We start from the raw sequence: 21151 nt of genomic DNA on the forward strand, positions 1-21151 counted from the left end.
TTTCCGCGCCTCAGGCATGGTTGGCTGGCCTGCTGAGGCGGCGGTCGGCCTAAAATCGCGGGCTAACCCCATACCAGAACACAACTACTCATGACTCACGTCGTCACCGAAAACTGCATCAAGTGCAAATACACCGATTGCGTGGATGTGTGCCCCGTGGACTGCTTCCGCGAAGGTCCCAACTTCCTCGTGATCGACCCCGACGAGTGCATCGACTGCGCCGTGTGCATCCCCGAATGCCCGGCCAACGCCATCTTTGCCGAGGAAGACCTGCCCAGCGACCAGCTGGCCTTCATCAAGATCAACGCCGAGCTGACGCCCAAGTTCAAGAGCATCACCAAGCGCAAGGCAGCGCTGCCCGACGCTGACGACTGGAACGGCAAGCCCGGCAAGCTGGACCAGCTGGAGCGCTGACTCCCGCGCTCCCGCCACGCCCGCATGCACCCATCCCCCAGCAGCCCGACGCCCCAGGCCGCGGACGCCGTGGTGATCGGCGCCGGGCCAGTGGGGCTGTTCCAGGTCTTCCAGCTCGGGCTGCAGGGCATCGCGGCGCACCTGGTTGATGCGCTGCCCCATGTGGGCGGCCAGTGCGCCGAGCTGTATCCCGACAAACCCATCTACGACATTCCCGGCATCCCTGTGTGCACGGGCCAGGGGCTCGTGGAACTGCTGCAGCGGCAGATCGCCCCTTTCGCCCCCACGCTGCACTTGGGCCAGCAGGTCCACACGCTGGCCGCGCAGGCCGAAGGACGTATTCTGCTCACCACCACCGCCGGCACCGCGCTGCTGGCACGCAGCGTCTTCATCGCCGCGGGCGTGGGCGCCTTCGTGCCGCGCGCCATCAAGGCCGAGGGGGTAGAGGCGCTGGCACCCGGCCAGTTGCTCTACCACCCTGACGCCGCCACGGCCACCCGTGCCGCGGCCGGCAAGCGCGTGGTGGTACATGGCGGCGACGAGGCGGCCGTGCAGGCGGCGCTGGACTGCGTGGACGCTGCCGCGCAGGTGCTGCTGCTGCACCGGCGCGATGCCTTCCAGGCCGCGCCCGCGCTGCTGGCGCAACTGCAGGCACTGCGCGAGGCGGGCCGCATCCAGGTCGTGATCGGCCAGATCACGGGCGTGGAGACAGCGCCCGACGGCACCCTGCAGGCGCTGGCCCTGCTGGACCCGCAAGGCGAGCCACAGCGCCAGCCGCTGGACCTGTTGCTGGCCTACCTGGGCATCTCTCCGCGCCTAGGGCCCATCGCCGACTGGGGCCTGGCGATGGACCGCAAGCAGCTGACCGTGGACACGGCCACTTTCGCCACCAGCGTCCCCGGCATCTACGCCGTCGGCGACATCAACACCTACCCCGGCAAGCGCAAGCTGATCCTGTGCGGCTTCCACGAAGCCACCCTCGCCGCCTTCGCCGAGGCCGAACGGCAGGCGGGCCACAAGCTGCCCCTGGAATACACCACCAGCAGCGAACGGCTGCAAGCCCGGCTGGGCGTCGCCCCGGCCCGCTGACCTGCGTCGACGGCGCGGCGCGCCCTGCGGCAATGCGCCGGGCGCTATTGAAGCAGGAGCTTGCAGCGCGCGTTCTGCCTTGTTTCCAAATAGAAAATTGTCTAATAATGGCTTGTATATTGCACTGGTAGCTATATTTTTCATAGCAATTGACGTTTCGGCCATCGGTTCACGCCTGAAACGGCCGGAACTTCGCACGCGGGCGGCCCTCCACCTGGGGGTTGTCATCCCTCAGTTCCAACTCCAAGGAGATCACCCCGTGCCCTTCGCACTGCCCCTGCCGCATCGCATTTTGTCCAAAGCCCTGGCCGCCGCCGCGCTGGCCCTGCCCCTGCTCATGCCCGCCGGCGTGCAGGCGCGCGAGTTCGTCAGCATCAAGGGCAATGCGGTCAACGTGCGCGAGAAGCCCAGCACCCGCTCGGCGACGCTGTGGGAGCTGGGCCGGGGCTATCCGCTGCAGGTGCAGCAGCGCAAGGGCCGGTGGCTCCAAGTGCGGGATTTCGAGGAGCCGCTCGGCTGGGTGTATGCGCCGCTGACCAGCAAGACGCCGCACCGCGTGGTGACGGCACGCGTCGCCAACCTGCGCGCCGGCCCCGGCCAGCAGCACAAGACCGTGGGCAAGCTGCAGCAGCATGAGGTGGTGCGCAGCCTGGGCCAGTCGGGCAGCTGGGCCCGGGTGCAGCGCGAAGACGGGCAAAAGGGCTGGGTGGCCCGGCGCCTGACCTGGGGCTGGTGATATTTCGGGTGCCGCGGCGGTGTGGGCCTGTGGCGCGCGCGGTGCCCGGCGCTCCCTCAGCCGCCCGTTACTCGATCACACGCTGCGCCACCGGCGCATAGCCATGGTTGAGCGGCCCGTGGCCGTGACCGGTGCGCACATCAGCCCCGGCAGCGATCGCGCCCAGAATGTACTGGCGCGCCAACCGCACCGCCTGCGCCAGCGGCTGGCCCAATGCGAGGTGCGCAGCGATCGCCGACGACAAGGTGCAGCCCGTGCCGTGGCCGTTGTGCGTGACGATGCGCGCAGCTTCCAGGCGGTGGCGCTCGTCGCCAGGCAGGGCCAGCACATCCACCACCCGGTCGCCCGGCAGATGCCCGCCCTTGAGCAGCACCGCGCGCGCGCCCAGCGCCAGCAAGTCGGTGGCGGCCGCGTCCAGCGCGCTTTCGTCGGCAATGGCGCGGCCCAGCAGCCAGCCGGCCTCGTCCAGGTTGGGGGTGACCACGGCGGCCAGCGGGAACAGCGCGCGCACCAGCGTGCCCACGGTCTCCTCGGCAATCAGCCGGTCGCCGCTGGTGGCGACCATCACCGGGTCCAGCACCACGTTGGGCAAGCCATGGCGAAGAATCGCGTCGGCCACCACCTGCACCACCTCAGGCGAATGCAGCATGCCGATCTTCACCGCGTCCACGCCGATGTCCTCGACCACGGCGTCGATCTGTGCGCGCAGCATCTCGGGCGGAATGCCGTGGATGCCCGTCACGCCGCGCGTGTTCTGCGCGGTGATGGCGGTGATCGCGGTCATGCCGTAGCAGCCCAGGGCGCTGAAGGTCTTCAGGTCGGCCTGTATGCCCGCGCCGCCGCCGCTGTCGGAGCCCGCGATGGTCAACACGCGCGCATAGCGCCGGCCACCGCCGGGCGTCTGTGTCTCTTGGTTCATGGCAAAAATTATCGGCCAAGCCGCAGCGCATTCAACGCAGCCGCGGCAACGCCAGAGCCTGCGCCACGTCAACAACAGGGGCACCACCCCTGTGCTGTAATGCCGGCCACGGACGAAACAGGGGTGTCCCCGCCGCACTAAGAACGTGTTGACGAAAGCGGCAGGCGACTGAGAAATACCCTAAGCACCCGATCCAGGTCATGCTGGCGTGGGGAGTTTCAACAGCATCGGCGCGCCGCGCGCTCCCGTTTTGTCCTTTGGTTGTTTGGCCTGGCCTTTCATCACGGACACGATGCACACTTTCCCCACCCTTCGCTCCTCCTCCCGCGTCACCATCCTGGGCGCGGGCCTCATGGGCCGCCTGCTGGCCGTCGAACTCGCCCGCCAGGGCCACGCCGTTGAGGTGCACGAGGCCGGCACCCGTGCCGCCGAAGGCGCCGCAGCCTACGTGGCCGCCGCCATGGTGGCCCCCCTGGCCGAATCCATCGTGGCCGAGCCCGGCGTGGTGCGCATGGGCGTGCACTCGCTGGCGCGCTGGCCCGAGCTGCTGGCACCGCTGGCCGCACCGGTGTACTTCCAACATGACGGCACGCTGATCCTGTGGCACCGCCAGGACGCGCCCGAAGCCGCGCGCATGCGACTGAAGTTCGAGCAGACCCAAGGCCTGGTGCCCGGGCTGCCGCGCATGCAGGCGCTGGACAGCGCCGGCGTGGCCGCACTGGAACCCACGGCCGCACAGCGCTTCCACCAGGGCCTGTACCTGCCCGGCGAGGGCCAATTGGACAACCGCCAGGCACTGGCCGCGCTGGCCGCCACCATGGACCAGTTGGGCGTGGTCACGCATTGGGGCAGCGCGCGCCGGCCGGCCGACTTCACTCCCGGCCAGGCCGGCCAGCCCGACTGGGTGCTGGACTGCCGGGGCCTGGGCGCGCGCGCGCAATGGCCGCAGCTGCGCGGGCTGCGCGGCGAAGTGGTACGCCTGCACGCGCCCGACGTGACGCTGCAGCGCCCCACGCGCATCGTGCATCCCCGCTACCCGATCTACATCGCACCGAAGGAGAACCACCTGTTCGTTATCGGCGCGACCGAGATCGAATCCGACGACATGTCGCCCGCCAGCGTGCGCTCCACGCTGGAGCTGCTGAGCGCCGCCTATGCCGTACATCCGGGCTTTGCCGAGGCGCGTATCCTGGAGATCTCAACCCACTGCCGCCCCACCCTGCCCGACAACCTGCCCGCCGTGCGCGTGGTGCAGGATCGCGTGCTGGAGGTCAACGGTCTGTACCGCCACGGCTTCATGATCGCGCCGGCCATGCTCGATGTGGTCATGCAGGTGCTGAACACGGGACAATCCGAGCTCGCCCCTGGATTCGACCTCTCGCTGCAGCTCGACCGCGAAGCTGCGCTGCACACATGAACGTATTCATCAACCAAAACGCCGTGCAACTGCCCGATGGCGCCACCGTCGCCGACGCCGTGGCCCACCTGGCCCCCCAGCCCCCGTTTGCCGTGGCCGTGAACCTGCAGTTCGTGCCCAGTGCCCGCTATGCCGCGCACGCCCTGCAGTCCGGCGACCAGATCGAAATCATTGCGCCGGTCACCGGCGGTTGAGCCTTTTTCACCCATGAACAGTCCTACCTCTTCCCCCGACACGCTGGTGCTCTACGGCCAGGCGTTCCAGAGCCGCCTGCTGCTGGGCACCGCGCGCTACCCGTCTCCCGCCGTGCTGGAGGCAGCCGTGCAGCGCGCGCGGCCCGCGATGCTCACCGCATCGCTGCGCCGCCAGGGCAGCAACCCGGCCGAATCCGGCAGCAGCTTCTGGGAGTTGCTCAAGCGCCTGCAGGTGCCGGTGCTGCCCAACACCGCCGGCTGCCATAGCCTGCAGGAAGCCATCACCACCGCCCATATGGCGCGTGAAGTCTTCGACACCCCCTGGATCAAGCTGGAACTGATCGGCGACGACTACACGCTGCAGCCCGATACGCTGAACCTGGTGCAGGCAGCCGAGCAACTGGTCCGCGAAGGCTTCTACGTGCTGCCCTACTGCACTGAAGACCTGGTGCTGTGCCAGCGCCTGGTGGACGTGGGCTGCCAAGCCGTCATGCCGTGGGCGGCGCCCATCGGCACGGGCCGCGGCCCGGTGAACCCCTATGGCCTGCAGCTGCTGCGCGAGCGCCTGGACGTGCCGCTGCTCGTGGACGCCGGCCTCGGCCTGCCGTCCCACGCCTGCCAGGTGATGGAATGGGGTTACGACGGCGTACTGCTCAACACGGCCGTGGCCCTGGCGACCAACCCCGTGCAAATGGCCGGTGCCTTTGCCGATGCCGTGGCCGCAGGCCGCGCCGCCCGCATGGCCGGCGCGATGACGCCGCAGGAGGCGGCGCAACCCAGCACGCCCGTGTTGGGCACGCCGTTCTGGCACCACGCGCAGGGCTGAGCATGCCGCAAGCCGCCCCACCATTGCCTTCTGCAGCCGCCATGGAGCAAGCCATCCGCCAGCACCATGCGTCGGCGTTCGCGGACTTCTCGCCCCAGCCGATGCCGGCAACAACCGTGGAAGACCCCGTGTACCGCGCAGCCCTTGCGGCCTGCGGCGCCCTGGGTTTCATCGCCCATGACGCAGACTGCCTGGCCCGCGCCTGGGCTGCGCAGACGCGGCGCACCGGCCGCTTCGACCCGGCGCAGTGGCCCGACGAGCCCGCAGACTTCGGACTGCAGCCGCGTCCCCATACGCACCCCTTTGCAGCCTGCCCGCAGAACCTGGGTCTCTACGCCGTATTGCCCGATGCCCAATGGGTGGGCCGCATGGCGCAGGCCGGCGTGCCGACGGTGCAGCTGCGCTTCAAAAGTGATGACCCTGCGGCCATCACGCGCGAGGTACACGCCGCAGTGCAGGCCGTGCAAGGCACCGCTTCGCTGCTGTTCATTAACGACCATTGGCGCCAGGCCATCGCGGCCGGGGCCTATGGCGTGCACCTGGGCCAGGAGGATCTGGATGCGCTGAGCCCCGAAGAGCTGCGCACGCTGCGCGAGTCCGGGGCGCGCCTGGGCGTGAGCACGCATGGCTATGCCGAGATGGTGCGCGCCGACGCGGCCAGCCCCAGCTACATCGCCATGGGCGCGGTGTTCCCCACCACACTCAAAAAAATGGCCACAGTGCCCCAGGGCGTGGCGCGGCTGGCGGGCTATGCCCGGCTGATGCGCGGCTATCCGCTGGTTGCCATCGGCGGCATTGGCCTGGCCCAGTTCCCGCAAGTCCTGGCCACCGGAGTGGGGGCGATCGCCGTGGTGCGCGCCGTGGTGGCGGCCGATCAGCCGGAAGCCGCTGCGGCGCAGCTCATGCGGGCCATGGACGCCGGCAGGCGATAGCCCCGTCCGCGCACGGGGGGCGTTCGCGCTTCAGAAGCGGTTCTTTTGCGACTGCTCGAGTTCGAAGCGCAACTCCAGCTTGTCGTTTTCCATACCAAAACCCACGGCCTGCCCTTGCGCGGGCGCCGGGGTGACGGGCACGGGCGGCAGATCGCTGAGGGTGATGTGAGGCGGCCCGGACACGTCCACGTCCACCGCGGCGGCGCAAGTGGATGCTGGCGAGCCGTCATCCACCGGCAGCAGCGCCAGGCCGGCCGCCATCGAGTCCAGCGACCGGCCCGCCCCATCCTGCGCGCCCATCGGGTGGAGCGCTGGCGTGGCACGCGGGGTGGTGCGCGCGCGGGGCGGCGGCGCACCGCGCAAATGTGCGGGTGTGGTCTGGGCGATGGACAGCAGCAGCAGCAAATCGTCCAGCGCCGCCAGGTCGAAGGGCCCCTCGCCCTGCGTCTGTCCCCGGTGAAATAAGAGGCCCTCCAGCACGGCCAGGACCTCGGGCGAGGACCATGCCGCCTCGACCCGTGCCAGCGCCTCGGGGTGGTCTTCCAGGCTCCGGCCCAGTTGCTGGAACTGTGCAAATGGAGGCACGCGTACATTGAACCGCTCCTCGACCTGCGCGCGCAGGCCGTCGAAGCTGTCGGTTCGCCCCAGTTGGTGGTACAGCCGCAGTAGTTCGAGATGCGCCAGCGGCGAATCTTCACCGTGCTGCGCGATGTATTGGCGCAGCACATGGATCGCCTGCTCGTGCTCGCCCACCGAAGTGAAAAATTCGGCCTGCTGTTGCAGATCGAACAGCGACTCGGGCTGCACACCGGACTGGGCCCTTGCCTGCAAGGGCTCCACAGCCGGCGCCGCCAGCGCGGGGCCTGGAGCCGCCGCGGGTGCACTCACTGGCGCGGCGGTAGACGTGAGCGGAGGCGGCCCACTGTCCGGCCCTTGCGGCGGCGCTGTCGGCTGCCAGACATCGCGCGCATCCGGCTCCACCTGCAGCCGGAGCTTGCCGTCAGGGCCTTCCGCGGCCACGGCCCCGTCCCGCAGGCCACCGCTGAGTGCCACCGAGTCACGCCATGCCTGCAGCGCCTCGCGCCGCGTGCGGCGCAGCAGCCAGGCAATGCAGGCCAACGCGAGCACCAGCAGCCCCGCGAGCATGTACACCACGGTCGCGGGGAACCCCTGCGACTCCACCTGCGCCAGGCGCTCGCGCAGCTCAGCCGCCGTTGCGCGCTCGCGCTCCACCAGCTGGCCCTGCGCGGCCGCATCGGCCTCGAGCCTCTTGAGCCGCTCTTCAAACCGCTGTGTTTGGGCCGTCGAAGTGTCCAGCGCCTGCCACCACGCGGCCGACTCCGCACGCAAGGCCTCGCTGGGGCGCGGCGACATCTGGGGCGGCTCGCGCGTGAGCTGCAGCGCGGAGGCATTGTCAGGACCCAAATCCAGGGGTTCCATTACCAGGCGGGAGGGAGCCGCCGCGGCCGCGGGCGGCGAGACTTTGGCGCTGGTGCGCAGCGTCGTGGCGTTCTTAGCCGCCCGCGATGGGCGTGTCGCCCGCTCGGCCGGGGCATACGTGGACGCCGCGGGAACACGCGGCTGCGCACGAGGCCGCCGGACCGTGCGTGCGCCCTCCCCCTCGCCGCCCAATGCATTCCGCACTTGCGGCGTAGCGCGTGGTGCGGGCACCGCCAGGCGCGATAGATCGAAGGGCTGCCGTGCCGCTGGGGGTGCAGTGCCGGGCGGGTCTGCCAAGAACGTGTAGGTGCGCGACACACGCCCTTCGCAGCCGGCGGTGAGCGTGGCAGTCAGCACCGGCTCATCCACGGGAATGAGCGCCTGCACGCGCACCATCGGAATGGCGCCTCCTTCCAGGGGAGTGACATGCACACGCGTTTCGGGGACAGTGGTTGCGCCTAAGACCAGCCGCGCCCCGAGGCAGGAAGACGCGACGGTCTTGCCGGGATCAGGCCGTACCTCGAAGGTGAGATCGATCGTGGACCCCAGAACCACTGTGCCGTGGCTGCCGCCAAGCGAAAGCGCGCTGGCCCCAAACGCTGCGGCATAGATCCAGGCGCCGACAAGTAGGTTACGCATAAACACAATGGTTTCAATTTGTTTATAAATTTTGCCATAACCCTGCCGCATCCGATAGCGCTAGATAATTGCCGCCATGCAAACGGTCTTCACTTCAATCGGCATCGTGGGCACTGGCGCCATGGGCCGCGGCATCGCGCAGATCGCCGCCCAGGCAGGCAGCACGGTCTACCTCTATGACACCCATGGCGGCGCCGCCGACGCCGCCCGCACCCACATCCACCAGCAGTGGCAGCGTCTGGTGGACAAGGGTCGGCTGGACGAGAGCCTGTTGCCGGCTCTGGTGCAGCGGCTGGTTCCCGTCACGTCGCTGCACGACTTCGCGGCTTGCGAATTGGTGGTGGAAGCCATCGTCGAGCGACTGGATGCCAAGCAGGAACTGCTCAAACAGCTCGAAGCCATCGTCTCGCCCGAAGCCGTGCTGGCCAGCAACACGTCATCGCTGTCCATCACCGCCGTGGCCGCACCGCTGCAGCGGCCGCAGCGCATGGCAGGCTTTCACTTCTTCAACCCGGTGCCGCTGATGAAGGTGGTCGAGGTCGTGGCCGGCCTGCGCACGGACCCCCATGTCTGCACCCGCCTGGCCGGCTATGCGCGCGCCATGGGCCACACCCCGGTGATGGCGCAGGACACGCCGGGCTTCATCGTCAACCACGCAGGGCGGGGCTACGGCACCGAGGCGCTGCGCATCGTGAGCGAGGGCGTGGCCGATTTCGCCACCGTGGACCGCATCCTGCGCGACCAGGTGGGCTTCAAGCTCGGCCCCTTCGAGTTGCTGGACCTCACCGCGCTCGATGTGTCGCACCCGGTCATGGAGTCGATCTACCGCCAGTACTACGACGAACCGCGCTTTCGCCCCAGCGTGATCACGGCGCAGCGCTTGAGCGGCGGCCTGCTGGGCCGCAAGTCCGGCGAGGGCTTTTACCGCTACGTGGACGGTGCGCCCGAGCTGCCGGCCGAGCCGCCGGTGCCCGAGGTATCGGGCCTGCCGCCGGTCTGGGTCTCCACGCGCGCCGCCCGCCGCGCCGAGCTGTACCAGTTGCTCAAGGACCTGGGGGCAACGATCGAGACGGGCACCTCGCCCTCGGCCCAGGCGCTCACGCTGGTCGCGCCACTCGGCTTTGACGTGACCACCGTGGCCGTGGTGGAGCGCCTGGACCCCGCGCGCACCATCGGCATCGACATGCTGATCGACGACGCGGCCACCCGCCGGCGCGTGCTGGCGACCAACCCCGCCACACGCGAAGACATGCGCGACGCCGCGCACGCGCTGTTCGCGCGCGACGGCAAGCCAGTGAGCGTGATCCGCGACAGCGGCGGCTTCGTCACACAGCGCGTCGTGGCCAGCATCGTCAACATCGCCGCGGACATCTGCCAGCAGCGCATCTGCAGTCCCAAGGACCTGGAGACCGCCGTGACCCTGGGCCTGGGCTACCCGCTGGGCCCGCTGGCCATGGGCGACCGCTGGGGCCCCACCAACATCCTGGAAGTGCTCTTCAACATGCAGACCGTGTACGGCGACCCGCGCTACCGCCCCAGCCCTTGGCTGCGCCGGCGCGGCGCCATCGGCCTGAGCCTGACGCACGAAGAACCCTGACCCTGCAACCACCCGCGCCGCCATGCCCGCCGAACTGCAAAGCACCAGCCAGGGCCAGACCCTGGTCCTGACCCTTCGCCACCCCGAACTGCGCAATGCCCTGGAGCCGGCCATCTGCGCGGCGGGCATCGAAGCCCTGAACGTGGCGGAGCGCAATCCCGATGTGCGCTGCGTGGTCATCACGGGCGCGGACGGCCTGTTCAGCGCCGGCAGCAGCCCCCAGCGGCTGCAGGCGTTGCGGCATCAGAGCGCGCCAGCGCAGGTGCATGGCCTGGATCTGCTGCACCACTGGATCGAGGCGATACGCACCCATCCCAAGCCCGTGATCGCCGCCGTGGAGGGTGAAGCCAAGGGCGCGGGGTTTTCACTCGCGCTGGCATGCGACCTGATGGTGGCCGCGCGCAACGCGGTGTTTGCCATGAACCATGTCCACGCGGGCCTGTCGCCCGATGGCGGCGCCAGCTGGAGCCTGGCGCAAATGCTGCCCCGCGCGCTGGCGCATGAGATCCTGATGTGCGGCGACCGCATCGACGCCGCACGACTGCAGTCCCTGGGCATGGTCAACCGGCTGGCCGATCCCGGGCGCGCCCTGCATGAGGCGCTGGCGCTGGCCCAGCGCCTGAACGATGGCCCGCCCCATGCGCTGGCGAGCATCAAGGAACTGGTGAGCGAGGCGCGACACCACAGCTTCACCGAACAGCTCGCGCTGGAACGCAGCCACTTCGTGCGCAACCTCCAGCATGCCCCGGCGGGCGAAACCCGGGCGGCTTCTGCCGACCCACGCGCTTAAAGCTACTATTTTTATAGCTGCTAGCGCTTGACGGTCAAGCGCCGGCGGCTTGTCTCATTCAAACCCATCCATGGCATTGCTGGCTCCGCGGCAGCGGCGCCAGCACGCGCGCGCCCGCGGACGCCCATGTGACAGCCCGCTCCCCGCGCCCCGGTCCCTCACGCGACAATGGACTGCAACCCAGTCACGCAAACGACAGACCATGGACGATCCGATTCTTACCATCGATGAACGCGAGGCGATCAACTCAGGTCGCTGGTTTTCTTCCCTCTCCCCTTCTTTGCGCCACGACATACTGCGATGTTCCTACGTCAAACGCTTCAAGGATGGCGCACTCATCGCAGCACGCGGCGACCCGCCCGAGGAATGGATTGCCTGCGCGCGCGGCGCCGTGCGCGTGAGCTCCACCTCGATCTCCGGCAAGCAGATCACGCTGACCTATGTGGAGCCGGGCATCTGGTTCGGCGACGTGGCGATCTTCGACGGGGACCGGCGCACGCACGATGCCTACGCCCATGGCGACACCACCATCCTGTGCGTGGCGCGGGCCGACTTCAAGAAGATCCTTGCACAGCACTCGGAACTGTACGAGGCCATGCTGCGGCTGCATGCGCGGCGCATCCGGCAGCTGTTCGGGCTGGTGGAAGACCTCAACACCCTGCCCCTGCGCTCGCGGCTGGCCAAGCAGTTGCTGCACCTGGTGCGCAGCTATGGCGTGCCCAGCCTGTCCGACGGCAACGAAGTGCGCATCAGCCTGCAACTGGCCCAGGAAGAACTGGCGCAGTTGCTGGGCGCGTCACGCCAGCGCGTGAACCAGGAGCTGAAGGCCATGGAGCGCGAGGACGCCATCCGCATCGAGCCCGGCGGCCTCGTGATACGCGACCGGGATGCGCTGATGCGCATCTCCGAAGCCAACCAATGAGCCAGGTTTACAAAAACCATAGCTTCCAGCGCTTGTCCCGCAACGGTTTCCATGTGAAAAGCCTTTGAATTCCATAGCTGACAAGCGCAAGCAGCTCACTTTTTTGAAAGAACCCTCCATCCCCATGAGCAACTTCGAGCACTTCATCGGCACACGCCCCGTCTCCGAGCAGCATGCCTTCGACACCGACGCGCTCACTGCCTGGCTGTCGCAGCATGTGGAAGGGTTTGCCGGACCGCTGACGGTGGAGATGTTCAAAGGCGGCCAGTCTAACCCCACCTACAAGCTCGTGACTCCCACGCGCAGCTATGTGATGCGCGCCAAGCCCGGCCCTGTGGCCAAGCTGCTGCCGTCGGCACACGCCATCGAGCGCGAATACGCGGTCATGCGCGGGCTCGCCGGCACCGACGTGCCCGTGCCGCGCATGATTGCGCTGTGCGAGGACGAGTCCGTCATCGGGCGCGCGTTTTATCTGATGGAGTTCATGCAAGGCCGCGTGCTGTGGGACCAGTCGCTGCCCGGCATGCAGCCGGCCGAACGCGCGGCGATCTACGACGAGATGAACCGCGTGATCGCTGCCCTGCACCGGGTGGACTTCACGGCGCGTGGCCTGGCGGACTACGGCAAGCCGGGCAATTACTTCGAACGCCAGATCTCGCGCTGGAGCAAGCAGTACACCGCCTCGGTCACCCAGCCCATCGCCGAGATGGACGCGCTGATGCAATGGCTGCCCGCGCACATGCCCGACAGCGCGCGCGACGCAACCCGCGTGTCCATCGTGCATGGCGACTATCGGCTGGACAACCTCGTGTTTCACCCCACCGAGCCACGTGTGATCGCGGTGCTGGACTGGGAGCTGTCCACCCTGGGCCATCCGCTCGCGGACTTTGCCTACCACTGCATGAGCTGGCACATCCCCGCATCGCTGAGCCGGGGCATCGGCGGGCTGGACTTGGCGGCGCTGGGCATCCCGTGCGAGCGCGACTACATCCAGCGCTACTGCGAACGCACCGGCATCACCGACGTGGATGCGCTGCACCGGGACTGGAACTTCTACCTGGCCTACAACATGTTCCGCATCGCCGCCATCCTGCAAGGCATTGCCAAGCGCGTGGAGGCCGGCACGGCCGCCAGCGCACAGGCCAAGGCCGCTGGCGCCACCGCACGGCCCATGGCGCAGCTGGCCTGGTCCTTCGCGCAAAAGAGTTGATCCCCCTTCCCCACTGACGAGAAAGCACCCCATGGACTTCGATTACTCGCCCAAGACCAAGGAACTGCAGGCGCGCCTGATCCAGTTCATGGACGACCACATCTACCCCGCCGAGAAGGCCTATGCCGAGGAGATGGCGGCCAACACCGCCGCGGGCAGGCGCTGGACACCACTGCAAACCATCGAAAACCTGAAACCCAAGGCGCAGGCCGCGGGGCTGTGGAACCTGTTCCTGCCGGTGGACACCGCCCAAGCATCGGGCTACGAAGGCGCCGGGTTGACCAACGCCGAGTACGCGCCGCTGGCGGAGATCATGGGCCGCGTGCTGTGGTCCAGCGAGGTGTTCAACTGCTCGGCCCCCGACACGGGCAACATGGAGACCATCGCGCGTTATGGGTCCGAGGCCATCAAGGCTCAGTGGCTCAAGCCGCTGCTGGAAGGGCGCATGCGCTCGGCCTTTGCCATGACCGAGCCCGATGTCGCCTCCAGCGACGCCACCAACATCGAAACGCGCATCGAGCGCCAGGGCGACCATTACGTGATTAATGGGCGCAAGTGGTGGACCAGCGGCGCCAACGACCCGCGCTGCAAGGTGTTCATCACCATGGGCAAGACCGACCCCGAGGCGCCCAAGCACTCGCAACAAAGCATGATCGTGGTGCCAGCCGATACGCCAGGCATCACGGTGGTGCGTGCACTCAACGTGTTCGGTTATGACGATGCGCCGCACGGCCACGCCGAAGTCCTCTTCGAGAACGTGCGCGTACCGGTGGACAACATCCTGCTGGGCGAAGGCCGTGGGTTCGAGATCGCTCAGGGACGCCTGGGGCCCGGGCGCATCCACCACTGCATGCGCCTGATCGGCCAGGCCGAGCGCGCGCTGGAACTGATGTGCCGCCGCGCCAGCAGCCGGGTGGCCTTCGGCAAGACGCTGGCACAACAGAGCGTGACCCAGGAACGCATTGCCGAAGCCCGTTGCAAGATCGACATGGCGCGCCTGCTCACGCTCAAGGCCGCCTGGATGATGGACACCGTGGGCAATAAGGTGGCCAAAACCGAGATCGCCATGATCAAGGTCGTCGCCCCCAGCATGGCGTGCCAGGTGATCGACTGGGCCATGCAGGTGCATGGTGGCGGCGGCGTGAGCGACGATTTCCCGCTGGCCTACGCCTATGCCAACGCGCGCACCCTGCGCTTCGCCGACGGCCCGGATGAGGTGCACCGCAACGCCATTGCCAAATGGGAACTGGGCAAGTACGGCACCTACGGTCGTGGTGCGGCCCAACCGGTCACCCGCGGCGCTTGAACGCAGCGGGACCTTGCTCCGCAGTTGAAGATCCGGTCCCGGCCTGGCCCATCCCCATTGGGGTGGCTAGGCCGCGATGTCTTGATCAGCCTGTTCCGGTCTTCGCGGCGGCGGTTCCCTGAACGAGGCCTGGCGCCGCACGGAGAAAGGCACGGACCGGCCAGACAGCCAGTGAGTAAAAGCAGCGCGGCATTTCACAAGATAAAATCACCGGTTCCTTGGTTCTGCCCTGCCTCATGAAGAAACACTCGCCGGACGCGCCCGCCAAACCCAGTGTCCAGGTGCTGGAGCGCATGTTCCAGTTGATTGACGTACTCGCTTCGCGCGAGGAAGCCATCTCGCTGAAGGAGATCAGCGAGAAGACGGGCCTGCATCCGTCCACCACCCACCGCATCCTCAATGACCTGACCATCGGCCGTTTCGTGGACCGTCCTGAGTCGGGCAGCTACCGCCTGGGCATGCGCCTGTTGGAACTGGGCAATCTGGTGAAGGGGCGCCTGAGCGTGCGCGACGCCGCGATGGCACCCATGCGGCAATTGCACAAGCAGATCCAGCAGCCGGTGAACCTCAGCGTGCGCCAGGGGGACGAGATCGTGTACGTGGAACGCGCCTACAGCGAGCGTTCGGGCATGCAGGTGGTGCGCGCCATTGGCGGCCACGCCCCGCTGCACCTCACCTCTACGGGCAAGCTCTTCCTTGCGGCCGACGATCCGCAGCGCGTGCGCGCGTACGCCACGCGTACCGGCCTGCCAGGCCACACGCGCAACAGCATCACCCAGTTGCCCATCCTGGAACGTGAACTGGGCAAGGCGCGCCAATACGGCATTGCGCGGGACAACGAGGAGTTGGAACTCGGGGTGCGCTGCATCGCGGCGGGGGTCTTTGACGACCAGGGCCAGCTCGTGGCAGGCCTGTCAATTTCAGCGCCCGCCGATCGACTGGATGACGGATGGCTGCCCAAGCTCCAGTCCACCGCCGATGAAATCTCCCAAGCGCTGGGTTATACGGCGGGGCAGCGCACGGCGCTGGACGGCCCGCTCAAGACCTGAATGGCCTGACGCCAGCCGTCCGGCGGGCGGGTCGCAAGACGCATGCGGCCCGTGGCCACAACCGCGGCTAACCGTTGGTTCCTGCGTGCAGGATGGCGCCGGCGCTGGGGTGGGTCTTCTCGACCCAGGAGCGCACGCGCTCTGCGTCGCCCAGACGGCTGAACTTTCCTGCCGAATCGAGGAACACCATGATCAACTTGCGGCCCGCCACCTCCGCCTGCATCACCAGGCAGCGCCCCGCTTCCGAGATGTAGCCGGTCTTCTGCAGGCCGATATCCCACGAAGGGCTCTTCACCAGCCGGTTGGTGTTGTTGTATTGCAGGGTGCGCCGGCCAACGGCGACCTCGTGGCTTGGAGACGTGGAGAGTTCACGCAGCAATGCGTCTCCATGCGCCACATTCACGAGCGTCGCCAGGTCGTGCGCGCTGGACTGGTTGCGGCTGGACAGGCCGGTGGGCTCGACAAAGCGCGTATCTGCCATGCCCAGCAGCTTGGCCTTGGCATTCATGCGCGCCACGAACGTATCCAGCCCGCCCGGGAAGGTGCGTCCCAGCGCATGGGCGGCGCGGTTCTCACTGGACATGAGTGCCAGGTGCAGCAGTTCACCGCGCGAGAGTGTCGTTCCCACCGCAAGCCGCGAGCCGCTGCCCTTTTCCGTATCCACGTCGTCCTGCGTGATCGTGATGAGCTCGTCCATGGGCAAGTTCGCCTCGGAAACCAGCAAGCCGGTCATCAGCTTGGTCAACGAAGCGATGGGCAGCACGGCATGGTCATTCTTGCTGAGGAGAACTTCCTTCGTGTCCTGATCGATCACCAGGGCCACGCTCGACTTCAGGTCCAGCGGATCGCTCACATCGTGCAGCCCTGCCAACTGCCCGAATGAGAGGCGCGCGGGCTCCGCCGCTACGCGCACGGGCGCCCGGGCACTCACTGCAGACGCGCGCGCCGCCTTCACGGCCACGGTCCGGCGGGGCGCCTTGGCCGACGATTTAGCGGGGGTGCGTTTGGCAACCGTGGTGGACGCGGCTTTTTTTGCCACCGCCTTCTTGCGTTCGGCCGCATGCACGCCCGGCGAGGCCAGTGCGATGCCCATCACCAGAAGGGCCAATCCCTGAGAGATACGGGAGACGATGCGAGCGCGCATATGCATCAAATGCTCCAAGCAGCAAAAACTGTGTGGCAGTGTACAAAATCAAAAAAAGTCGCGCAAGATCAATGCCTTGCGCGACTCTTTTAGAAAGTGCCTGAATTATAGGATGCGGTATCAGCCCTGCGCTGCCACGCGCTCAGCTTTACTTTGTAATTTATTCAGGGCACTGAGGTAGGCCTTGGCCGATGCCACCACGATGTCGGGGTCGGCCCCTACGCCATTCACCACGCGGCCGGCGCTCTGCAACCGCACGGTGACTTCGCCCTGGCTTTCGGTGGAGCCACTGATGGCATTCACCGAGTACAGCACCATCTCGGCACCGCTGCGCACATGCGCCTCGATGGCCTTCATCGAGGCATCGACCGGGCCGTTGCCCTCCGAGGAGCTGCGGACTTCCTTGCCGTCCACGGTGAACACGATGGTCGCCTCGGGCCGTTCGCCCGTTTCGCTGTGCTGCGCCAGGGACACGAAGCCGAACTGCTCCTTCTCGCTGGTCACGCTTTCGTCGCTCACGAGTGCCAGGATGTCCTCGTCAAAGATCTCGCTCTTGCGGTCGGCGAGTTCCTTGAATTTGGCAAACGCCACGTTGATTTCGCCTTCGCTCTCCAACTGGACGCCCAGTTCCTGCAGACGTTGCTTGAACGCATTGCGGCCGCTGAGTTTGCCCAGCACGATCTTGTTGGCGCTCCAGCCCACGTCCTCGGCGCGCATGATCTCGTACGTGTCGCGCGCCTTGAGCACGCCGTCCTGGTGGATGCCCGAGGCGTGGGCGAACGCATTGGCGCCCACCACGGCCTTGTTGGGCTGCACCACAAAGCCGGTGGTCTGGCTGACCATGCGGCTGGCGGCCACGATGTGCTGGGTATCGATGCCGACGTCCAGGCCGAAGTAGTCGCGCCGCGTCTTCACGGCCATCACCACCTCCTCCAGCGAACAATTGCCCGCACGCTCGCCCAGGCCGTTGATGGTGCACTCCACCTGGCGTGCCCCGCCGATCTTCACACCCGCCAGCGAGTTGGCGACCGCCATGCCCAGATCGTTGTGGCAGTGCACGGACCAGATGGCCTTGTCACTATTGGGAATGCGCTCGCGAAGGTTCTTGATGAAGTTGCCGTACAGCTCGGGAATGGCGTAACCCACGGTGTCGGGCACGTTGATGGTGGTGGCGCCCTCCGCGATCACCGTCTCGATCACGCGGCACAGGAAGTCCGGATCGCTGCGGTAGCCATCCTCGGGGCTGAATTCGATGTCCTCCACCAGGTTGCGTGCAAAACGCACCGCCTGCCTGGCTTGCTCCAGCACCTGCTCGGGCGTCATGCGCAGCTTCTTTTCCATGTGCAGCGCGCTGGTGGCGATGAACGTATGGATGCGCGCGCGGTTTGCCTCTTTGAGCGCCTCGGCAGCACGTGCGATGTCCCGGTCGTTGGCACGTGCCAGCGAGCAGACCGTGGAATCCTTCACTGCGCGCGCAATGGCCTGCACCGATTCGAAGTCGCCGTTGGAACTGGCGGCAAAACCCGCCTCGATCACATCCACACGCAGCCGCTCCAGTTGACGGGCAATGCGCAGCTTTTCATCGCGCGTCATGGAAGCTCCCGGCGACTGTTCGCCGTCGCGCAAGGTGGTGTCGAAAATGATGAGCTTGTCGGTCATGGATCGTCTCTTGAGGTCGTTGTGGGGATAGGGAATCAGGCAACCATCACCTGGGCTTGTATTTGCGGAGCACGCTGCAGCCCCGAAAGAATGGCACGGATCGAGGCTGACACGATATTGGCATCCATGCCCACCCCATATACGGTGTGGCGATCATCGATGCGCATCTCGACATAGGCCACGGCCTTGGCGTGGGCGCCCTCGCTGATGGCATGTTCGTTGTAGTCCAGCACGCGCACATCGCAGTCCAGCGCAGCGGCCACGGCCTGCACGAATGCGTCGATCGGGCCTGTGCCTTCGCCTTCAATCTGCAGCGTCTGGCCTTGCCAGGGCAGTTGTCCGCGCAATGCAACCGTGCCGTTTTCGCCTTCCATACGGTATACCGGCGTTGCTGCCTCGTCCAGACGGTATTCGCGCTCGAACAAACTCCACAGATCGGCGGCCGTGAGCTCCTTGCCGCTGGCGTCCATTTCGCGCTGCACTGCCTGGCTGAACTCGATCTGCAAGCGCCGCGGCAGTTGCACGCCGTATTCACTCTCCAACAGATACGCGATGCCGCCCTTGCCGGACTGGCTGTTGACGCGAATGATGGCTTCATAACTGCGCCCCAGATCCTTGGGATCGATCGGCAGGTAGGGCATCTCCCAGATGTCGCCCTCGCGCCGGGCGGCAAATGCTTTCTTGATAGCGTCCTGATGCGAACCGGAGAAAGAGGTATAGACCAGATCGCCCACGTACGGATGGCGCGGGTGCACGGGTAACTGGTTGCAATACTCCACGGTGCTGCGGATGCCGTCGATGTCCGAAAAGTCCAGCCCCGGATGCACGCCTTGCGTGTACATGTTGAGAGCCACGTTCACCACGTCCAGGTTACCCGTACGTTCGCCGTTGCCGAAGAGGCAGCCCTCCAGACGGTCGGCGCCCGCCATCAAGGCCAGCTCCGCCGTTGCCGTGGCGGTGCCGCGGTCGTTGTGCGGGTGCACCGACAGCACCACGCTGTCGCGGCGCTGGATGTGGCGGTGCGTCCACTCGACCATGTCCGCGAAGATGTTCGGCGTGGAGTGTTCCACCGTGGTCGGCAGATTGATGATGCACTTCTTCTGGGGTGTCGGCTGCCACACATCGGTCACCGCATCGATCACACGCTTGGAAAACTCCAGTTCGGTGTCCGAGTACATCTCAGGCGAATACTGGAACGTCCAGTCGGTAAGGGGGTACTGGGCAGCAATGTCCTTGAACATCTGCGCGTTGCCACGCGCCAGTTCCACGATTTCGTCCTCGCTCATGTCCAGCACCACGCGGCGCATCACAGGCGCGGTCGCGTTGTAGAGGTGGACGATGGCGCGGGGCGCGCCTTCCAGTGCCTCAAACGTGCGACGGATCAGATGATCACGCGCCTGGGTCAGCACCTGAATGGTCACGTCGTCAGGAATGCGGTCTTCCTCGATGAGCTTGCGCACGAAGTCGAACTCGACCTGGGAGGCCGACGGGAAGCCCACCTCGATCTCCTTGAATCCGATCTTCACCAGTTGCTCGAACATGCGCGTCTTGCGCGCGATATCCATGGGCTCGATCAACGCCTGGTTGCCGTCGCGCAGGTCCACACTGCACCAGATGGGCGCGCGGTCGATCACCGCGTCGGGCCAGGTGCGGTCCGTCAGGCGCACGGGGGCAAAGGGACGGTATTTGGCGGCGGGGTTCTGCAGCATCGGAATTCTCTCTTTCGTGGAACAAGGTAGGTGTCTGACCTGTGCTCCAGCGACCCCGGAAAAACAAAAACGGCCCGTCGCTGGTGCTCACGGGCCGTGGGAAGTAGGTGTGTACGCGCGCGCTACTATGCCTGCCCGAGGGACAAGTTCAGTAGTAGTGCTAGCGACAGGAAATGCATGCGAACGACTCTAGCACAAAAAACACACGGCGACACGCAGGGCTACTCGTGCAACCCGCGCTCCTCGGGCTCGTCCTTAGAGGTGCTGATCACGCTGGCCCGATACCCCTTGGCACGCCGCCATGCATACACGCCGTAGCCGCTCAATCCATAAGCCACGAAAATGCTGAACAGCACCGTGGGCGCATGGATGTTGATGATGGCGATCCCCAGCACGATGAGCACGATGGCCGTGAAGGGGACGCTGCGCTTGAGGTGCAGGTCCTTGAAGCTGTAGAACGGCGCGTTGGTCACCATGGTGAGCCCGGCGTACAGCGTCAGCCCGAACATCACCCAGGTGAGCTGGCTCCAGGTCAGCAGGCCGTCCTGCCCACGCTGCACACCCGCGTCGGACAGCAGCCAGATAAAGCCCGTCACCAGCGCCGCCGCGGCCGGAGATGGAAGCCCCTGGAACCAGCGCTTGTCCACGGTGCCGGTGTTGACGTTGAAGCGCGCCAGCCGCAAGGCAGCGCACGAACAGTAGACGAAGGCCGCGATCCAGCCCCAGCGCCCCAGGCCGCTGAGAGCCCACTCGTAGGCGATCAGTGCAGGCGCCACGCCGAAGGACACCATGTCCGACAGCGAGTCCATCTGCTCGCCGAACGCGCTTTGCGTGTTGGTCATGCGCGCCACGCGGCCATCCAGGCTGTCCAGCACCATGGCGCAGAACACTCCCACCGCCGCATAGTCGAAGCGGCCATTCATGGCCATGACAATGGCATAGAACCCGCCAAACAACGCTGCCAGCGTGAACAGGTTGGGCAGGATGTAGATGCCCTTGCGGCGCTTGCGCACCATCACGCCCGTGTTTTCGGCGGCGTCGTTGCCATCATGCATTCAATCGACCTCCAGCGCCCATCCAGCAAGCGCCAACAGCTATTAAATCAATAGTATTTTTGTTCCGCACACGCGTGCGGAAAAGGACGCAGTGTAGCCGCTGC

The 21151-nt window shown here is 66.6% G+C and carries 19 protein-coding genes and 1 riboswitch; of the genes, 13 read left to right on the plus strand and 6 right to left on the minus strand.

Going from position 1 to position 21151, the window contains the following annotated elements:
• Positions 1–90: 90 nt before the first annotated feature.
• The 3 genes from fdxA to QY917_RS06475 all read left to right on the plus strand — a co-directional run bounded on the left by fdxA (position 91) and on the right by QY917_RS06475 (position 2239).
• Positions 91–414, plus strand: a complete 324-nt coding sequence (fdxA, locus tag QY917_RS06465) for a ferredoxin FdxA (RefSeq protein WP_011805054.1) — start codon at positions 91–93, stop codon at positions 412–414.
• A gap of 24 nt (positions 415–438) precedes the next feature.
• A complete protein-coding gene (locus tag QY917_RS06470; protein WP_123675755.1) occupies positions 439–1503 on the plus strand; it encodes an NAD(P)/FAD-dependent oxidoreductase in 1065 nt (354 codons plus the stop codon).
• Positions 1504–1840: 337 nt separating this feature from the next.
• Positions 1841–2239: an SH3 domain-containing protein gene (locus tag QY917_RS06475; RefSeq protein ID WP_250645006.1), complete on the plus strand. Its 399-nt coding sequence runs from the start codon at positions 1841–1843 to the stop codon at positions 2237–2239.
• A 67-nt stretch (positions 2240–2306) separates the two neighbouring features.
• On the opposite strand, the gene thiD is transcribed toward QY917_RS06475, so the two are convergent.
• A complete protein-coding gene (gene thiD, locus QY917_RS06480) occupies positions 2307–3158 on the minus strand; it encodes a bifunctional hydroxymethylpyrimidine kinase/phosphomethylpyrimidine kinase (protein WP_047351324.1) in 852 nt (283 codons plus the stop codon).
• A gap of 109 nt (positions 3159–3267) precedes the next feature.
• Positions 3268–3390: riboswitch (TPP riboswitch) on the plus strand.
• Between the two features lie 60 nt (positions 3391–3450).
• Between thiD and QY917_RS06485 the strand changes: the two genes are divergently transcribed.
• From QY917_RS06485 to QY917_RS06500, 4 genes are read left to right on the plus strand one after another with little or no spacing between them, the layout of a single operon-like run.
• The gene (locus QY917_RS06485; RefSeq protein ID WP_123675832.1) at positions 3451–4575 is read left to right on the plus strand and encodes an FAD-dependent oxidoreductase; all 1125 of its coding nucleotides are present in this window, start codon (positions 3451–3453) and stop codon (positions 4573–4575) included.
• The gene (thiS, locus tag QY917_RS06490; protein ID WP_011805049.1) at positions 4572–4769 is read left to right on the plus strand and encodes a sulfur carrier protein ThiS; all 198 of its coding nucleotides are present in this window, start codon (positions 4572–4574) and stop codon (positions 4767–4769) included. Before QY917_RS06485 ends, thiS begins: the two co-directional genes overlap by 4 nt.
• A 13-nt stretch (positions 4770–4782) precedes the next feature.
• Positions 4783–5595 carry a thiazole synthase gene (locus QY917_RS06495; protein ID WP_123675754.1) on the plus strand — a complete coding sequence of 271 codons (813 nt, stop codon included), beginning with the start codon at positions 4783–4785 and terminating at the stop codon, positions 5593–5595.
• Positions 5596–5597: 2 nt separating this feature from the next.
• A complete protein-coding gene (locus QY917_RS06500) occupies positions 5598–6527 on the plus strand; it encodes a thiamine phosphate synthase (protein WP_123675753.1) in 930 nt (309 codons plus the stop codon).
• Positions 6528–6557: 30 nt separating this feature from the next.
• Here the strand turns inward: QY917_RS06500 and QY917_RS06505 are convergent, their stop codons facing one another.
• Entirely contained in the window at positions 6558–8399 is a 1842-nt protein-coding gene (locus QY917_RS06505; RefSeq protein ID WP_312035112.1) for a hypothetical protein, read from the minus strand.
• A gap of 283 nt (positions 8400–8682) precedes the next feature.
• Here QY917_RS06505 and QY917_RS06510 point away from each other — a divergent pair, with 283 nt between their 5' ends.
• The 6 genes from QY917_RS06510 (at position 8683) to QY917_RS06535 (ending at position 15480) form a co-directional block, all read left to right on the plus strand.
• Positions 8683–10203: a 3-hydroxyacyl-CoA dehydrogenase gene (locus tag QY917_RS06510; RefSeq protein ID WP_123675751.1), complete on the plus strand. Its 1521-nt coding sequence runs from the start codon at positions 8683–8685 to the stop codon at positions 10201–10203.
• Positions 10204–10225: 22 nt separating this feature from the next.
• A complete protein-coding gene (locus QY917_RS06515; protein WP_011805044.1) occupies positions 10226–10993 on the plus strand; it encodes an oxepin-CoA hydrolase, alternative type in 768 nt (255 codons plus the stop codon).
• Positions 10994–11195: 202 nt separating this feature from the next.
• Positions 11196–11915 (plus strand): Crp/Fnr family transcriptional regulator, encoded by a 720-nt coding sequence (locus QY917_RS06520; RefSeq protein ID WP_047351330.1) that lies wholly within the window; start codon positions 11196–11198, stop codon positions 11913–11915.
• Between the two features lie 124 nt (positions 11916–12039).
• Positions 12040–13125 (plus strand): phosphotransferase, encoded by a 1086-nt coding sequence (locus QY917_RS06525; RefSeq protein WP_123675750.1) that lies wholly within the window; start codon positions 12040–12042, stop codon positions 13123–13125.
• Positions 13126–13156: 31 nt separating this feature from the next.
• A complete protein-coding gene (locus tag QY917_RS06530) occupies positions 13157–14431 on the plus strand; it encodes an acyl-CoA dehydrogenase family protein (RefSeq protein ID WP_015913454.1) in 1275 nt (424 codons plus the stop codon).
• A gap of 236 nt (positions 14432–14667) precedes the next feature.
• Positions 14668–15480 (plus strand): IclR family transcriptional regulator, encoded by an 813-nt coding sequence (locus QY917_RS06535; RefSeq protein ID WP_011805040.1) that lies wholly within the window; start codon positions 14668–14670, stop codon positions 15478–15480.
• Positions 15481–15547: 67 nt separating this feature from the next.
• On the opposite strand, the gene QY917_RS06540 is transcribed toward QY917_RS06535, so the two are convergent.
• The 4 genes from QY917_RS06540 to pssA form a co-directional block, all read right to left on the minus strand.
• Complete coding sequence (locus QY917_RS06540) at positions 15548–16630, minus strand: serine hydrolase (protein WP_088886588.1); 1083 nt, start codon at positions 16628–16630, stop codon at positions 15548–15550.
• Positions 16631–16744: 114 nt separating this feature from the next.
• Positions 16745–18283 carry a 2-isopropylmalate synthase gene (locus tag QY917_RS06545; protein ID WP_011805038.1) on the minus strand — a complete coding sequence of 513 codons (1539 nt, stop codon included), beginning with the start codon at positions 18281–18283 and terminating at the stop codon, positions 16745–16747.
• A gap of 35 nt (positions 18284–18318) precedes the next feature.
• Complete coding sequence (gene leuA, locus QY917_RS06550) at positions 18319–19992, minus strand: 2-isopropylmalate synthase (protein WP_123675749.1); 1674 nt, start codon at positions 19990–19992, stop codon at positions 18319–18321.
• Positions 19993–20213: 221 nt separating this feature from the next.
• On the minus strand, positions 20214–21047 hold the full coding sequence (pssA, locus tag QY917_RS06555; protein ID WP_011805036.1) for a CDP-diacylglycerol--serine O-phosphatidyltransferase: 834 nt from the start codon (positions 21045–21047) through the stop codon (positions 20214–20216).
• Positions 21048–21151 lie beyond the last annotated feature (104 nt).

It is taken from the genome of Diaphorobacter sp. C33, assembly GCF_030503915.1.
Taxonomy (GTDB): domain Bacteria; phylum Pseudomonadota; class Gammaproteobacteria; order Burkholderiales; family Burkholderiaceae_C; genus Diaphorobacter; species Diaphorobacter nitroreducens.

Excerpts from the sequence above, each read along its gene's own strand:
- fdxA (WP_011805054.1), top strand. The coding sequence starts at position 91 with ATGACTCACGTCGTCACCGAAAACTGCATCAAGTGCAAATACACCGAT.
- QY917_RS06470 (WP_123675755.1), top strand. The coding sequence starts at position 439 with ATGCACCCATCCCCCAGCAGCCCGACGCCCCAGGCCGCGGACGCCGTG.
- QY917_RS06475 (WP_250645006.1), top strand. The coding sequence starts at position 1,841 with ATGCCCGCCGGCGTGCAGGCGCGCGAGTTCGTCAGCATCAAGGGCAAT.
- thiD (WP_047351324.1), bottom strand. The coding sequence starts at position 3,158 with ATGAACCAAGAGACACAGACGCCCGGCGGTGGCCGGCGCTATGCGCGC.
- QY917_RS06485 (WP_123675832.1), top strand. The coding sequence starts at position 3,451 with ATGCACACTTTCCCCACCCTTCGCTCCTCCTCCCGCGTCACCATCCTG.
- thiS (WP_011805049.1), top strand. The coding sequence starts at position 4,572 with ATGAACGTATTCATCAACCAAAACGCCGTGCAACTGCCCGATGGCGCC.
- QY917_RS06495 (WP_123675754.1), top strand. The coding sequence starts at position 4,783 with ATGAACAGTCCTACCTCTTCCCCCGACACGCTGGTGCTCTACGGCCAG.
- QY917_RS06500 (WP_123675753.1), top strand. The coding sequence starts at position 5,598 with ATGCCGCAAGCCGCCCCACCATTGCCTTCTGCAGCCGCCATGGAGCAA.
- QY917_RS06510 (WP_123675751.1), top strand. The coding sequence starts at position 8,683 with ATGCAAACGGTCTTCACTTCAATCGGCATCGTGGGCACTGGCGCCATG.
- QY917_RS06515 (WP_011805044.1), top strand. The coding sequence starts at position 10,226 with ATGCCCGCCGAACTGCAAAGCACCAGCCAGGGCCAGACCCTGGTCCTG.
- QY917_RS06520 (WP_047351330.1), top strand. The coding sequence starts at position 11,196 with ATGGACGATCCGATTCTTACCATCGATGAACGCGAGGCGATCAACTCA.
- QY917_RS06525 (WP_123675750.1), top strand. The coding sequence starts at position 12,040 with ATGAGCAACTTCGAGCACTTCATCGGCACACGCCCCGTCTCCGAGCAG.
- QY917_RS06530 (WP_015913454.1), top strand. The coding sequence starts at position 13,157 with ATGGACTTCGATTACTCGCCCAAGACCAAGGAACTGCAGGCGCGCCTG.
- QY917_RS06535 (WP_011805040.1), top strand. The coding sequence starts at position 14,668 with ATGAAGAAACACTCGCCGGACGCGCCCGCCAAACCCAGTGTCCAGGTG.
- QY917_RS06540 (WP_088886588.1), bottom strand. The coding sequence starts at position 16,630 with ATGCATATGCGCGCTCGCATCGTCTCCCGTATCTCTCAGGGATTGGCC.
- QY917_RS06545 (WP_011805038.1), bottom strand. The coding sequence starts at position 18,283 with ATGACCGACAAGCTCATCATTTTCGACACCACCTTGCGCGACGGCGAA.
- leuA (WP_123675749.1), bottom strand. The coding sequence starts at position 19,992 with ATGCTGCAGAACCCCGCCGCCAAATACCGTCCCTTTGCCCCCGTGCGC.
- pssA (WP_011805036.1), bottom strand. The coding sequence starts at position 21,047 with ATGCATGATGGCAACGACGCCGCCGAAAACACGGGCGTGATGGTGCGC.